This is a genomic window from Sulfurivermis sp. (assembly GCF_059410345.1).
Map to the genome: position 1 here is coordinate 20705 of NZ_JBLJDO010000021.1, position 15142 is coordinate 35846.

The 15142-nt window shown below is 63.9% G+C and carries 14 protein-coding genes; all 14 read right to left on the minus strand.

The window, feature by feature from the left end; translation table 11 throughout:
- Positions 1-22: 22 nt before the first annotated feature.
- Positions 23-1381 (minus strand): flagellar protein export ATPase FliI, encoded by a 1359-nt coding sequence (gene fliI / locus ACMV8A_RS13330; RefSeq protein WP_495326390.1) that lies wholly within the window; start codon positions 1379-1381, stop codon positions 23-25.
- Complete coding sequence (locus ACMV8A_RS13335; protein ID WP_495326364.1) at positions 1371-2054, minus strand: flagellar assembly protein FliH; 684 nt, start codon at positions 2052-2054, stop codon at positions 1371-1373. The genes fliI and ACMV8A_RS13335 overlap by 11 nt, the downstream gene beginning before the upstream one ends.
- On the minus strand, positions 2041-3051 hold the full coding sequence (gene fliG, locus ACMV8A_RS13340; protein ID WP_495326365.1) for a flagellar motor switch protein FliG: 1011 nt from the start codon (positions 3049-3051) through the stop codon (positions 2041-2043). The genes ACMV8A_RS13335 and fliG overlap by 14 nt, the downstream gene beginning before the upstream one ends.
- 21 nt (positions 3052-3072) lie before the next feature.
- On the minus strand, positions 3073-4692 hold the full coding sequence (gene fliF, locus ACMV8A_RS13345) for a flagellar basal-body MS-ring/collar protein FliF (protein WP_495326366.1): 1620 nt from the start codon (positions 4690-4692) through the stop codon (positions 3073-3075).
- A 30-nt stretch (positions 4693-4722) separates the two neighbouring features.
- A complete protein-coding gene (gene fliE / locus ACMV8A_RS13350; RefSeq protein ID WP_495326367.1) occupies positions 4723-5043 on the minus strand; it encodes a flagellar hook-basal body complex protein FliE in 321 nt (106 codons plus the stop codon).
- 245 nt (positions 5044-5288) lie between these two features.
- Positions 5289-6611, minus strand: coding sequence for a sigma-54-dependent transcriptional regulator (locus ACMV8A_RS13355; protein ID WP_495326368.1), 1323 nt, complete (start codon positions 6609-6611; stop codon positions 5289-5291).
- Positions 6612-6626: 15 nt separating this feature from the next.
- Entirely contained in the window at positions 6627-7760 is a 1134-nt protein-coding gene (locus ACMV8A_RS13360) for a two-component system sensor histidine kinase NtrB (protein ID WP_495326369.1), read from the minus strand.
- Between the two features lie 228 nt (positions 7761-7988).
- Positions 7989-8549 (minus strand): Uma2 family endonuclease, encoded by a 561-nt coding sequence (locus tag ACMV8A_RS13365; protein ID WP_495326370.1) that lies wholly within the window; start codon positions 8547-8549, stop codon positions 7989-7991.
- 139 nt (positions 8550-8688) lie between these two features.
- Positions 8689-10083 (minus strand): sigma-54 interaction domain-containing protein, encoded by a 1395-nt coding sequence (locus tag ACMV8A_RS13370; RefSeq protein ID WP_495326371.1) that lies wholly within the window; start codon positions 10081-10083, stop codon positions 8689-8691.
- 209 nt (positions 10084-10292) lie between these two features.
- Positions 10293-10610: a flagellar protein FliT gene (locus ACMV8A_RS13375; protein WP_495326372.1), complete on the minus strand. Its 318-nt coding sequence runs from the start codon at positions 10608-10610 to the stop codon at positions 10293-10295.
- Positions 10610-11014 (minus strand): flagellar export chaperone FliS, encoded by a 405-nt coding sequence (gene fliS, locus ACMV8A_RS13380; RefSeq protein WP_495326373.1) that lies wholly within the window; start codon positions 11012-11014, stop codon positions 10610-10612. The genes ACMV8A_RS13375 and fliS overlap by 1 nt, the downstream gene beginning before the upstream one ends.
- A gap of 151 nt (positions 11015-11165) precedes the next feature.
- The gene (gene fliD / locus ACMV8A_RS13385) at positions 11166-13157 is read right to left on the minus strand and encodes a flagellar filament capping protein FliD (protein WP_495326374.1); all 1992 of its coding nucleotides are present in this window, start codon (positions 13155-13157) and stop codon (positions 11166-11168) included.
- 119 nt (positions 13158-13276) lie between these two features.
- Positions 13277-13669, minus strand: coding sequence for a flagellar protein FlaG (locus tag ACMV8A_RS13390; protein WP_495326375.1), 393 nt, complete (start codon positions 13667-13669; stop codon positions 13277-13279).
- A gap of 80 nt (positions 13670-13749) precedes the next feature.
- Positions 13750-15108, minus strand: coding sequence for a flagellin (locus tag ACMV8A_RS13395; protein WP_495326376.1), 1359 nt, complete (start codon positions 15106-15108; stop codon positions 13750-13752).
- Between the last annotated feature and the right edge of the window lie 34 nt (positions 15109-15142).

Here is a 15142-nt window from a genome sequence, read left to right on the forward strand (position 1 = left end):
CGCCGCGCATGGATGTGCCGTACTACCGTCGTGCCAGGGTGCCACCTGCAGCGTTTTCCATCACCGCCGTCAGGTCATGCATGCTCTGCGCAAAATCCACCGGCTCATTGATCCCCTGTTGCAGGAATTGCGTGAGACTCGGATACAGCCGGATCGCCTCGTCGATCTGTGGATTGGAGCCTTTCACATAGGCACCCACGCTGATCAGATCGCGATTCTGCTGATAGGTGGAGTAGATGCGCTTGAAGCTGCGTGCCGTCTGCTGATGTTCAGGTTTGGTGATCTCGGTCATGGCGCGGCTGATGGAGGCTTCGATATCGATGGCCGGATAGTGACCCGCCTCCGCCAGACGGCGTGACAACACCACATGGCCGTCGAGGATGGCGCGAGCCGAGTCGGCAATCGGATCCTGTTGATCGTCACCTTCGGTCAGCACGGTATAAAACGCAGTAATCGAACCGCCACCCACGTCGCCGTTGCCGGCGCGTTCCACCAGTTGCGGCAGCTTGGCGAACACCGATGCAGGATAACCCTTGGTCGCCGGCGGCTCACCGATCGCCAGGGCCAGCTCGCGCTGCGCCTGGGCATAGCGGGTCAGGGAATCCATCAACAGCAGCACGTCACGGCCCTGATCACGAAAATACTCGGCGACACTGGTGGCCAGGGACGCGCCGTGCAGGCGCATTACCGGCGTGGCGTCGGCCGGCGCCGCCACCACCACGGCGCGCGCCATGCCCTCCTCGCCCAGAATGTTCTCGATGAATTCCTTCACCTCGCGGCCACGCTCGCCGATGAGACCCACGACAATGACCTCGGCCGTCGTAAAACGCGTCATCATACCGAGCAGCACACTCTTGCCCACGCCGCTGCCGGCGAACAGACCCATGCGCTGGCCGCGACCCACCGTAAGCAGCGTATTGATGGCTCGCACCCCCACGTCCAGCGGTTCGCGGATCGGACGCCGAGCCATGGGATTGATGGGGCGGCCGGAAAGCGGAATGCGCGCCGTGGTCTCGATGGGCCCCTTGCCGTCCAGCGGCACGCCGGCGCCGTCGATGACGCGGCCCAGCAGGCCGTCCCCCACCGCCGCCTCATAGCTGCGGCCGGTGGGGATCACGCGCGCATTGGGGCCGATGCCACGAATCGGGCCGGTGGGCATCAGATACAGTTTCTCGCCGGCAAAACCCACCACCTCAGCCTCGATGGACTCGCCGTCGGCATTTTCCACCACGCAGCGCGCACCCACATTGGCGCGTACACCCACCGCCTCCAGGGTCAGGCCGATCATGCGCGTCAGGCGCCCCTCCACCACCAGGGTCTGCACCTCGGCCAGCTGACGCCCGGCGCGTTGCAGGGCGGTGGCCCAACGCTCACTGCGCATCATTTAAATTCGGCTCCGTGGCGGCATCGCTGTGGCGCTCGCCGCCCAGCAACTGGGCCACGATGGCAGCGATACGCTTTTCCACCGTGGCGTCGATGTGGGAGTGCTCGGCATGGATACGGCAACCACCACGGGTCAGCAACGCATCTTCGGCTATGCGCCACCCCGTGTCCTCCATGCCGGCGGCCAAGGCCTCACGTACCAGCGCGGCATCGTCAGGGTGCAAGTGGATGGTCACACGACGGGTTGCCGCCGGAAGTGCCGCCAGCGCCTCACGCACCACACCCACCACCTGTCCTGGATCGGTCTTCAGTTCACGGCGGATGATTTGGCGCGCAATGGCAATGGCCAGAGTCACCAGCTCCTGCTCCACCGTGGCGTCCACCTCTTCCAGAGGAGCAGTGAAGGCAGTGATGATCTGGGTAAGACGCTGCACCGTGGCACGCACCTCCTTCTGGCCAGCAGCCAGCCCCTCCTTGCGCCCGGTCTCGAAACCTTCGCGCTGTGCATCACGCCGGATCTGCTCCAGCTGTTCGGCGGTCAACGGTTTTACGGCAGAAGGGTCCACCTCATCCACCCGGCTGCGTCGGGTTCCCGGCCCTTGCACATCCGGCAACTCCCAGCGTTCATAGGCCGTGAGATTTTCAGAACTGATGACCTTAGACGAACTCATCACCACCGCCTCCCAGGGAGATGTCGCCGCTCTCGGCCATGCGGCGGGCGATGGCCAGGATTTCCTTCTGCGCCGCCTCCACCTCGGACAGGCGTACCGGGCCACGCGCCTCGAGATCATCACGCAGCATTTCGGCGGCACGCTTGGACATGTTCTTCAGCACCTTCTCGGTCACTGCGGCATCAGCCCCCTTCAGGGCGATGATCAGGGTATCGGACGACACCTCGCGCAACAGCGCCTGGATGCTGCGGTCGTCCACCTCGGCCAGGTTGTCGAACACGAACATGAGGTCCTGAATCTTCTGGCCCAGTTCGCCGTCGACTTCCTTCACACGATCAAGGATAGCCCCCTCGATGGAGGTATCCATGAAATTGAGGATATTGGCGGCGGTCTTGGTGCCGCCGACGCTGGACGACTTGAGGTTGCCGGTGGCGCCGGAGAACTGCTTGTCGAGAATTTCATCCAGCTCCTGCAGGGCGCTGGGCTGGATGCCGTCCAGACTGGCGATACGCATCAGGATGTCGGCACGCATGTTTTCCGGCAACAGACTCAACACCTCGGCGGCCTGATCCGAATCCAGATAGGACAGCACGATGGCGATGATCTGCGGGTGTTCCAGTCGCACCACTTCGGCGATGGCGCGCGGCTCCATCCACTTGAGCGCCTCCAGCCCCTTGGAGGAGCGGCCGAGCAGGATACGGTCGATAAGACCGGAGGCCTTGTCCTCGCCCAGGGAGTTGACCAGGATCTTGCGCAGGTATTCCTCGGAACCGACACCGAGGGCGGTCTGATCGCCAAAGGTCTCGGCAAAGCTCGACACCACGTCTTCCACCTGCTCGCGCGACACATTGGAGGTGGAGGCCATCGCCTCACCGATGCGCTGCACCTCTTTCGGCCCCATGTGCTTCATGATGGAGGTAGCCACCTCCTCACCCACCGCCATCATCAGGATAGCGGCGCGCTCGGGACCGGTCAGCTTGGTTTTCTTCTCAGCCATGATGTACGCACCCAGTTACTTTTATTCACCCGCTACCCAGGTCTTGACCACCTGTGCCACGTGCTTGGGATCCTGGCGCGCCATATCACGGATCATGCCGAGGTTGCCTTCGTAGGTGCTGTGCTGTGGCAGGTGCATCACCCCCCCCGGACCACCCAGGGTCAGACGATCTTCCGACATGCCACCCTCCGCCGCCGCCACCGGCACCGGCTGCGGCTTGACCGTCGCCAGGCTGCGCAGCAAGGGGCGCAGCACACCGAACAACAGCAGGATCACCACCAGCGCGCCGAGCAACTGCTTGCTCACGTCCATCACCCACGGCTGCTTCCACAGCGGCGGCTCCGGCAACGGCTCCACGGCCTGGGCGGTCTGGAACGAAGCATTGAGTACATTGACGGTATCGCCGCGCTGCGCGTTGTAACCCACGGCCTCACGCACCAGTGCGGCGATGCGCTCGATCTCTTCGGCGCTGCGCGCCTCGCGCACCATTTCACCGTTCGGACCCACCACCTGACGATCATCGATTACCACCGCCACCGACAGGCGGCGCACCTGGCCGGTAGCCAGCTTGCTGTGACTGATGGTGCGATCCAGCTCGTAATTCTTGGTGGCACGGTTCAGGCTCTTGCCGCTCTGCACGGCACCGGCCGCGCCGGGCTGTCCGGCTGCGCGCTCCGGCACGGTGGCAGGGGCCGGCGGCGTGTTGGTCAACGCCCCGGGAATACCTTGCGCGCCCTCACTGGCCGAGCGCTCTTCATACAACTGTTCGCTGCGCAGCGCCGGCAGATCAGGATTATAGGTTTCCTGCGTCTGCTCGGTGACCGTAAAGTCCACCTCCGCCGATACCTGCGCGCGCACACCCTGCATGCCGACGATGGGCGCCACGATGTTTTCGATACGCGCGATGTAGCTGTCTTCCAGCTTGCGGGTGTATTCGAACTGTTCCTGGTTGACCACCGCATTGGCCTGCTGCTTGCTGCTCAGCAAGCGGCCGCTCTGGTCCACCACGGTGACGCGGCCTGGTTCCAGATTGGGGATACCGGCAGCGACCATATGGGCAATGGCCGCCACCTGCGCCTCTTCCAGGGTACGGCCAGGATACAGGGTCACCAGCACCGAGGCGCTGGGCTGCTGGCGCTCGCGGATGAAGGCGGTCTGCTTGGGCAGGGCCAGATGGACGCGGGCATTTTCCACGCTGTTGATAGTTGTGATGGAACGGGCCAGTTCGCCCTCCAGGGCATGCTGATAACGCGCGGTTTCCATGAACTGGCTGGTGCCGAACTCCTGCTTCTGCTGCAGGATGTCGAGGCCGGTGCCGCTGCTGCGCGGCAGTCCCTCGTCGGCCAGCTTGAGGCGCAGTTCATGCACCGCGCTGGACGGCACCATCAGGGCGCCGGTCTTCTCATCCAGCCTGTACTTGACGCCCTGCTTCTGCAGGGCGTCCATCACCTGGGAGGCGTCTTTGCTGCCGAGATTGGCATAGAGCACACTGTAGCTCGGCTCCTGCGACCACAGCACCACCGCCACACCCAGGGCAACGCTGGCCGCCAGGCCGAACATCAGGCCCACCTGCCGCACCGCGGGCAGGTTGACGAAGCCATCGAACGGCGCGGTCACATTGTCAGCTTTCACCATATCCATTTTCGTATCCGCCATCACTCAGGGTTAGGGTCAGACCTGCATGCGCATGATTTCCTGGTAGGCCTCGACCAGCTTGTTGCGGGTCTGGACCATGGCCTGGAAACCGAGTTCGGCCTTGCTGGAGGCAATCATCGTATCCGCCAGCGACACCGAGGTATCCCCCATGCTGACGGCATTCTTCATTTCTGCCGAATTCTGCTGCAGCGCGTTCACCTGGCCGATGGACTCGCGCAGGAACGACGAGAAATTGACACCGGAGGCCGCCGCCGTGTTCTCGGCAGGGGCGCTGCGGGCCGCAGCGGCCGCCGCGCGCAGTTGCGTAAGTAATTGACTGGTATCGATAGTATTCATGTTTTTGTACCTCGGGCCTACGCCGCGATATCGTCACATGAGTACTTAATGCATATTGCGGGCCAATTTATCGGAAGGTATGGGAATGCGTAGCCCCCTGACTTATCGCTCCCACGCTCTGCGTGGGCGGAGGTGTGCGACGCTCTGCGTCGCGTCACGGCTGGACGCGGAGTGTCCTTAACGACATTCCCACGCAGAGCGTGGGAACGATAATGATGAGGGTGGAAAGTACCTTGTATCTGGGTCTAAACGGCGTAACCCGCCTCGCGCAACCGCGCCAGCTTGTAACGCAGGGTGCGCGGGCTCATGCCGAGGCGCTCGGCCGCCGCCTGGCGGCTGCCCTGGCGCAGAGCCTCGACGATCATCTGGTGCTCATGCTGCTGCATCCCTGCGCTGAAGTCGGCCTCCTCTTCCAGCACCGTGTCCGTCGCCGGCTCGGGAAGTGCGCTCTCGAACATCAGGTCGGCCGGCTGGATCTCGCGCCCGTCCTGCAAAATCAGGGCGCGCTGCAACAGGTTGTCCATCTCGCGCACATTGCCTGGCCAGTCGTAGCGCTGCAAGGCCTGCTCCACCCCGGTCGTCAGGCGCGGCAGCGGGCGTCCCATCTTGCGGGCCAGCTGTGCCAGCAGCGTGCGGGCCAGCGGCACGATGTCGGCGCGGCGCTCGCGCAGCGGCGGCAGATGCAGCGGAAAGACATTGAGGCGATAGTACAGGTCCTCGCGGAAGCGCCCGGCCTGCACCTCGGCGCGCATGTCGCGGTTGGAGGTGGCGAGGATGCGCACATCGAGTGCAATGGGCTTGCCGCCGCCGAGGCGCTCCACCTCGCGCTCCTGCAACACACGCAGCAGCTTGGCCTGCAGGCCCAGTTCCATTTCCGAAATCTCGTCCAGCAACAGGGTACCGCCCTGGGCCTGCTCGAACTTGCCCGGCATGCTCTTGTGGGCGCCGGTGAAGGCGCCCTTTTCGTAGCCGAACAGGGTGGCCTCCAGCATGTTCTCGGGGATGGCCGCGCAGTTGATGGCGACGAAGGGCTGTGCCGCACGCGGCGAATGGCGATGGATATAGCGCGCCACCACCTCCTTGCCGGTGCCGCTCTCACCGGTGAGCATCACCGTCACCTCCGAATCGGCCACCCGCTGCGCCAGGTGCAGCAGGCGCCGGCTGGCCGGATCTTCGGCCACCGGCTCGTCGCCGGTAACGCTCGAAACCGCGCCGAGATGGCGCGCCACAGTCTGCACCAGGGCCTCCGCCTCGAAGGGCTTGACCAGATAGTCAGCGGCGCCCTGCTGCATGGCACTCACCGCCTTCTGCACCGTGGCATAGGCCGTCATCAGGATCACCGGCAGATCAGGCCGCACGGTGCGGATACGTTGCAACAGGGTGTGGCCATCCATGCGCTCCATGTGCACGTCGCTCAGCACCAGCGCGATGTCCTCGCGCGCCAGCCGCTCCAGTGCCGCCACGCCATCCACCGCGTGCGATACCTGCCAGCCTGCCAGTTCCAGGGCATCGGTCAGCGCCTCGGCCAGGGACGCGTCGTCTTCCACTACCAATATGCGTTGTTCCATCGTCGTTACCTCAACTCACTGCGCAGCCGCGCGGCGCGGCTCCTCGATCACCGTGCTCGCCGCCGGCACGGCCGGCAGGCGCATGGCAAAGGTGGTATCGCCCGGTGCTGAGCGGCACCAGGCCTCGCCATGATGGGCCTGGGCCACCGTCCGCACGATGGCCAGACCCAGGCCGGTGCCGCGCGGCCGCGTGCTGCTGAACGGCTCGAACAGATGCGCCTGCATCTCCGGCGCCACACCGGGACCGTTGTCGTGTACCCCGAAATCAATACCGTCGCCCGGCGCCGGGCGGCAAAACACCTCGATCGCCCCACCCTCGCCCGCCGCCTGCACGGCGTTGTTGATCAGGTTCTGCCAGGCGCTGAGCAGCAGGGTGCGGTTGCCGCGCACGTTCAGACCAGCGGCCTCGCAGTGCCACGACACTGCCCGGCCGGTGGCCTGCGTCTCTAGCGCAGTGCGCAGCTCCTGCAACAATTCTTCCGCCGCCACAACCTCACTGCCACTCACCCCACCGCGGGCGAAGTGCAGCATGTTGGCGATGAGGGACTCCAACTGTTGCAGACTGGCGACGGTGCGCTCGGCAAAGCGCTGGCGCTTGTCGTCACTCAGGGAGGGATGCTTGAGCTGCGAGGCATACAGCAGCGCCGCCGCCAGCGGGGTACGGATCTGATGCGCCAGACTGGCGGCCATGCGCCCCATGTCGAGCAGGCGCTGCTGACGTTGCAGGTGGGCCTGCAGACGGCGATTCTCGGTGACATCCTGAAACAGCAGGATCTGCCCCGGTTCGGCACCGAGCGGACAAGTGGACAGGGTGACGATGCGGCCATCGTGCAGGGCGAGATCGGTGGTCGGCGCGGTCTGCGGCACGAAACAGCGCGCAATCACCTCGCGCCAGGGAGCGCCGGCCAGCGGCGTGCCGAACAACTGCACTGCCGCCTGATTGTGACTGCCCACCCGGCCGCTGCCGTCCAGCACCACCACCGCCCCGGGCAGGGCGTCGAGCACGTTCTGCAAACGCTGCGCCAGCGCCTCCTTCTCGGCCAGCTGGGCCAGGCGCTCGCCACGCAACTCGTGCAGCTCCGCCGTCAGGCCGGCCACGCGCTGCTCCAGCAGGCGATAGGTGTCCGCCCACTGGCCATGCAGTGCCATTTCTGTGCTTGAGGGATGGGGTGAGGCCATCTGCCGCTCCGTTGCCGGTCAATGTCACCAGCATCAAAGCAAACATCGTGCCTTAAATAATTATTCTTTTATTTCAGTGGATTAATGAAGAAAAACAGCAAGCGTCAAAAAAACATCAGCCAGGATGGCGCGGATCAGCGCGAGGGAACCAAACCTACCATTAACGTTCCCACGCAGAACGTGGGAACGAGAAAAAAATCAGTCCACCCACAGCCCGGCCAGGGCGATTTCGACCGCATCGAAGGGCGCGGCACGAACACGGTTATCGCTCTCATAGGCGGCCAACAGCAGCCAATGGCCGTCGCGGTTCTCCAGCACCTCCAGGGTGCGCAGATCAGGGTCGATGAGCCAGGCATGGGCCACGCCGGCAGCCGCGTAAAGCGGCAGCTTTTCCACCCGGTCGATACGGGCCGTAGAAGGAGAGAGAACTTCACACACCCAGTCCGGCGCCTGCTCGAACCAGGCGGTGGTGGGCAGGCTGGGCATGTGCTCCCGACGCCAACCCGCCAGGTCGGGAACCAGAACTTGAGCGTTCAGGTGCAGTTCCGGCTCATCCAGTATCCACCAGCCACCGGGGCCTCCGCGCCCCTGATCGAAGGGACCATCCAATTCACCGCCGACACGGGAGCTGGCCCGCGCATGCTTCGGCGCTAGGCGCGGATGGGTTATGAGACGGCCGTTGATGATCTCGGCCACCAGGTTTTCTGGTACCTGGAGTAAGTCTTCGTAAGTGGCGCTACGTTCTGCGGGATGTGCCATGACGCAGCCTCCTGAACAACCATTCTAGCGGCAGATCGAATTCATCGTCCCCACGCTCGGCGTGGGAACCCAAGATATTATCGCTCCCACGCTCTGCGTGGGAACGAGAAACGCAGCTGGCCTGCCCTGTCCGCGGGGGTTACTCCCCGCGCTGCATGCCGTACTTCTTCATCTTCTCCACCAGGGTGGTGCGGCGCATGCCGAGGCGTTCGGCGGCGCGGGCAACGACCCCGTCCGCATCGTCCAGCGCCTGATTGATGAAGGACAGCTCCAGATCGGCCAGGTATTCCTTGAGGTCGATGCCGTCGGCCGGCAGGCGAGCCGTGGCCGGTGCCGTCGCGGGTACGGCCGTCGCGGCGGGCATGGCCACCGGCTCGGGCAGCACCACCTCGATGGGCCGCGCGCCCTCCATCTGGAACTTGGGCGGCAGGTCGCGCACGTCCACCAGGCCGTTGGGGAACATGATCACCAGCCGCTCCATCAGGTTGGCCAGCTCGCGCACATTGCCCGGCCAGGGGTAGTCCGTCAGCGAGCCCATCGCACCGGGGGTCAGGCGTACCGCGCCGCGGCCCATCTTTTCCAGGCGGATGATGAATTCGTTGATGAGCAGCGGGATATCGTCGCGCCGCTCGCGCAGCGGCGGCAGTTCGATGGGAAACACATTGAGGCGGTAATAGAGGTCCTCGCGGAAGCGACCGTCCTGGATGTTGGAATCGAGGTTGCGATGGGTCGCCGCCACCAGACGCACGTCGGCGGAAATGCTGCGGTTACTGCCCACACGCTCGAAGGTGCGCTCCTGGATCACGCGCAGCAGCTTCACCTGCATGGGCAGCGGCATGTCACCGATTTCATCGAGAAACAGGGTGCCGCCCTCGGCCAGCTCGAAGCGGCCCTGGCGGGTATTGATGGCGCCGGTAAAAGCGCCCTTCTCATGGCCAAACAGTTCGCTTTCCAGCAGGTCACCGGGGATGGCACCGCAGTTCACCGGCACGAAGGCCCGCTCGCGCCGCTGCGACAGCATGTGCAGACTGCGCGCCACCACCTCCTTGCCAGTACCGGACTCACCCAGGATCAACACATTGGCATCGGTCTCCGCCACCTGCTCGATGAGGCGGCGTACCTGATGGATGGCGGGGGTATTGCCGACCAGGGCACGGGACAGTTCCGGCACGCGCGGCACGGCACCACTCAGTGCTGCGCGACGCCAGGCATCGGCGCGGTACAACTCGGTGAACAACTGCTCATAGGCGAGAGGGAAATCGAGGCGGCCCTGCACCTCGGCGGCAAATTCGGCCGGGGCGGCGCTGAGCACGATGGGCGTGGTCGCCGACCACTCACGCAGGGCGGCGATCTCGACGGCGGCCTGCGGCGTGTAACCCAGCAGCAGCATGCGCACCTGGGCCGGCTCGGCCTTGCGCCACTGACCGGCCTCGGCCTCCACCACCGGCCCCAGGCCGAGAAACTCCAGCAACAGGCGCAGCTGGGCGCGTCGCGCCGCGTCCGGCTCCATCAACCACACCGCTTCGCCCACCATCGCTCCCCCGGGATTTAGAACGTATTGTTTTGGGAAGATAAATACTGCCGGATCTGATGTCAATTTTTTGGCGAAGAAATAACCTCGCCCACTAGCAGCCTGTCGGACTTTTATCGTTCCCACGTTCCGCGTGGGAGCGCCAGACGATAGGCACGAAAAAGCAAAGGCCCGCAGAAGCGGGCCTTTGCTGGAGAAAATCGATGTGGCACTCAACGGTTGCTGTTATACGCCGCCTCGGCGCGCCGTCCCTGGTGCATGACCCCGGCCTGCTTGCCGGCTTCCTCGCGGGCGGCGGCGCAGCGCACCATGGTCTCGCGATCCAGCTCCATCACCTCGCGGATACCTTCGGCCACAAAGGCGGCCTCGTCGGCCGACACCTGGTGATTGAAGAACGCCTCCATGTCTCCCCGCCGCTGCAACTCCAGCGCCGACACCTCGTCCCACTGCCCTTCCCGCGCCAGCGCCTGCATGCGGCGGCTCTGCGCCACGATATTCTCCCAGTGCTGCTGGCGGGTGCGTTTCGGCATTACGGCTGACCGAGCAGGCCCGGGATGGCATCCCAACCGGTCTTGATTTCGCGCAGCAGAACCATGACCTCATCCAGCGCCTTGGCGTCGTTGCGCATATTGGCCTCCAGCAGGCGGCGGCCCATGTAGTCATACAGGTCATTCAGGTTGCGGGCGATCTCGCCGCCGGCATCGAGGTCCAGGCTGGCGCGCATGCCTTCGATAATGGAGATGGCCCAACTGATATTGGCGCCCTTCTCCGCGATGTTGCCGCGCTGCATGTGACCGCGCGCCGCAGCCATCTTCTCCAGCGCACCTTCCATCAGCATCTGCACCAGACGGTGGGGCGTAGCGGCCTCGACACCGGTCTGCACTGCCATGGAACCGTAGGCCTGGGCTGCTCTGCGTCCTTCTGCATACGTCATTTCATTCACCTCGGGGCTGGTGGTTTCGTTACCTGCTGCACTGTCTGGTTTATCGGCCATGGTGAGGGAAAATTTAGCAGCTCTCAGAAATTCATTTCCTGTCGTATCGTTCCCACACAAAGCGCCTTATCGTTCCCGCAGACGGCATCCCCTACCGACTCGAACCGGAATACGCCCCCGGCAAACCAGCCAACTGGCCCGCCAGATAATTGCTGGTGGACTGCATCTGTGCCATCAATGCATCGAGCGCGGTGAACTGCTTCATGTAGCGCGCCTCCAATGCCTCCAGCCGCGTGGCCAGCGCCTCGCGCTGTTTGGCGATGTCATTGATCTGCGACTGGACACCACTGGTACGCGCGCTCAGGAAACTGTCGTTGGAGAGCCAGCCATCCAACAGGCTGCTGAGACGATCCGCGACACCGCGGGCGAAGGAAACACTGCCGCGGCTACCGGTGGCGTCGCCCTGCACCAGTATCTTCAGCCCCTCCGCCGCACCGGTACCCGTGAGGTACTGGCCCGCACCGGTGGCTGCGACACCACCGATGGTGCCGGCCACGTCCTCGCCATCCGTGCCGGTGCCCGCCGTGGACAGGCCAATGGCGCCGCTGGCCGTCGCGTCGGCCACCTCGGTGATCGCCACCTTGGAGGCGCTGCCGTAGCGCTCGGAGGTGAAGGTGAATCGGGTACCGTCGAAGCTGACCAGCACGGACACGCCGGCGCCGCGCAAGGCGCTGTCGCCGTTGATGCGGCTCTGCAGTTCCGCCGCCAGTTCCGCCTCGGAGCCGTAGGTCTTCTGGGTCAGGGAGAGGGTGCCGGAACTGACGCCATCCACTGAAATCTTGAAGGTGTTATTGCTGCCATCGACCACCAGGCTCGATACCGACGAGGCGCTATCCACATAGCTGCCGCGCGTGGCCGCCTGCGTGATATTCACCGCATAGTTGCCCACCTTCGTCGCCGCGGTGGAGCTGGTATAGCTCACCAGCGAATCGGTGGCGGTGGCGGTCGCTGCAAACAGCTGGCCGATATCGTCGAAATTGCTGTCCAGCGCCGCGGTGAGCTTGGCCTTGTCCAGCTCCAGAGTGCCGTCGGCCTTGGTCTTGATACCCAGGTCGGCCAGGGCGCGGTAGGTGCCGTCCAGTCCGCTCACCGGGCTGCCCAGCACATTACGGAGCTGGCTGAGCACACCGCGCAGACTGGAGTCGCCAATCAGGATGCCGGCCTGCTTGGTCTCGGCGTTGTAGCCGCTCAACTGGCTGAAGGTGCCGACCAGGCTGTTGAAGGCATTGACGAAGCCCTCCACCGCCGTGGTGGCCGAATTCTTGTCGAGGTTGACGTTCAGGGTGGCCTTGGCGCCCACGTCCGCCTTCTTCAGGCTCAGAGTCACGCCGGCAATGGCGTCACTGACAGTATTGGTGGCACTGCTGACCTTGATGCCGTCGATGTAGATCTCGGCATTCTTGGCCTCGGCGGTCTGCGTCATGTTGTAGGCGTCGGCGTTGTAGGCCAGACGCGACAGGCCATTCATATCGGTATTGCTGCCGTCAGCCGGGCTTTCCTCGACGGAAATGCGCAGGCTGTTGTCGGTACCGCTGTTTTCCGCACTGAACACCAGCTGATAACCATCGTCGCCATTGACGATGCTGGCGCGCACGCCGATGTTGGCGGCGTTCACCGCATCGCGCACACCGGTGAGGGAGTTGTTTTCGTCGGTAATGGTGACGGTCTGCGCCGGCTTGGTCGGGTCGCCGAACTGGAAGGTCAGCGTCCCCGTCCCCACCGCGGAACTGGCCTCGTCGAAGGCCACCGAGGCCAGCTTGTGGGCCTGCGCCAGGGTTCTGACCTCAACCTCATAGGAACCCGCCACCGGCTTGCCGGCGATGGCTACAGTAAACAGATCGGTATTGCTGGAGGTTGCGGTGCGCTTCTGGAAGGAAGAGATATTGGTGAGATTGCCCAATGCCCCCTTGAAGGTGGACAGGGCCGACTTGACGCTGCCCAGGGCCGAAAGCTGCGCCTGCAGCTTGGCTTCGCGCGTATTCAGCCGATTGGCCGCCGGCTGCCCCTCAGCCGTCACCAGCTTGTTGACCAAGCCGGCCACGTCCAGACCGGAACCAATGCCGGGGGAAGTGATGGAAGCCATGAACCCTACCTCTCAGTGTCAAGCAACTCTGGCACGGAAAGGTGGCGGCCACGAGCGGCCGCCGTCAAGAATCAGACTTTCCGTGTTTATGCACTTGAGTCAGGCAACATTTATGCCAATCAAGCCTTGGACTGCATCAACAGCCCGCTCACCGACTCGCCGTTCAGCTCGCTCAGATGTCGCGCCAGGGCCAGCATCTCCTCGGAGGGGAACTGCCGGATGACCTCCTCGCTCTCCGCATCGATCACCTTGACCACCGTTTGCCCGGTGCTGTCGTCGATGGAAAAGTTGAGGTTGCGCTGCACGTTCTGCATGTAGCTGGAGACCTTGTTCATGGCCTCCCTGAGCTGCTCCTTGCTGGCGGTATCAGAAGCGGGAGTATTTACAACCGTTGCTGCCTGTTGCTGCGCGGCATCAACACCAGCAGCCCCGGCCGTCTTGACGACAACCGGAGCCGACCGGGCAGGGCTGCTCGGCGAATTATTTGCCTGGAATGAAATGTCCGTAGGCATGATATTCACCTCTCCTTATGAAGGCGCGGGAACAATCATCAGACTGTCCCCGCCCCCTCTATTCACTTACGACTCCAACCTTAGCGCAGCAGCGACAGGACATTCTGCGGCAGCTGGTTCGCCTGAGCCAGCATCGCCACACCCGCCTGCTGCAGGATCTGGGCACGGGTCAGGTTCGCCGTCTCCGCCGCGAAGTCGGCGTCCTGGATGCGGCTGCGGGCAGCCGTCATGTTTTCCGCCGACACGCTCAGATTGGAGATAGTGGACTCGAAGCGAATCTGCACAGCACCCAACTCGGAGCGCAGACCACTGACCTGCTGCAGAGCCAGGTCCAGGGTACGAATCGCATCATTCGCCCCAGAACGCGTCGACACGTTGACCGCATTCAGCGTGTAGGTGTTGTGCACCGGGCTCGACAGACCGAGTTCCGCCTGATCGGCACCGCCGACGGTCACCGTCTTGCCAACCTCGGTGGTCAGTTCGATACCACGCAGATAGCTCTCGCTGACACCACCGGTAATGCCGCCGATGCTCAGAGCAGAGCCCGACACCTTCATGGTGATGTCGGAATTGGACGACAGGGTCAGGGCACCGCCACTTTCCGTGACCGTCACGCCGGTCTGCCCCGACAGGGCGTTGATCTTGACAGCCGCTTGGGCCGCGGTATCACCATTGGCCAAGGCGATTTGCACGCCGTTGATCTCGACCACACCATCGGTGGAGTCAGGAGCAACATAGGCCAGGGCAGTAGTGGTCACCGTGGAGGCACGAACGGCCTGCACACCGGTATCACCGTACTTGCCATTGATCAGGCCGACGGCATCGTCCACACTGGTCCCGCTGCTCAGGTCGATGGCTACACCGTTGACGGTCAAGCCACTCAACGACACGTCGCTGTTAACGATAGAGGCTCCTGCATATACCTCGGCACCCAATTGGGAACCGCGGGTATCGACGCCCGTCACCGCAATGGTCTGGTTGCGGTTGGCGCCCACCTGGAACACCAGCTCACTGAGCGAACCGTCGAGGATCTTCTGGCCGTTGAACTCGGTGGCGCTGGCGACACGGTTGACCTCCGCGATCAGCTGGCCGACTTCGTTCTGCAGCGCCTGACGGTCGGAGGCGGAGTTGGTATCGTTGGCCGACTGCACCGCCAGCTCACGAATACGCTGCAGGGCGCTGCCGACGGTGGACAGGGCGCCTTCGGCGGTCTGCGCGAAGGAGATGCCGTCGTTGGCGTTGCGGATGGCCTGATTCAGGCCGCGGATCTGGGTGGTGAAACGCTCGGAAATGGCCAGACCGGCGGCGTCGTCCTTGGCGCTGTTGATGCGCAGTCCGGAAGACAGACGCTCCAGAGAAATCTGCAGGGCATTCTGCGAGCTGTTCAAGTTGCGCTGGGAATTCAGCGACATCATGTTGGTATTGATAATCTGAGGCATGATTGCGTCTCCTCTGGTCGCCCGGTCTACCCTG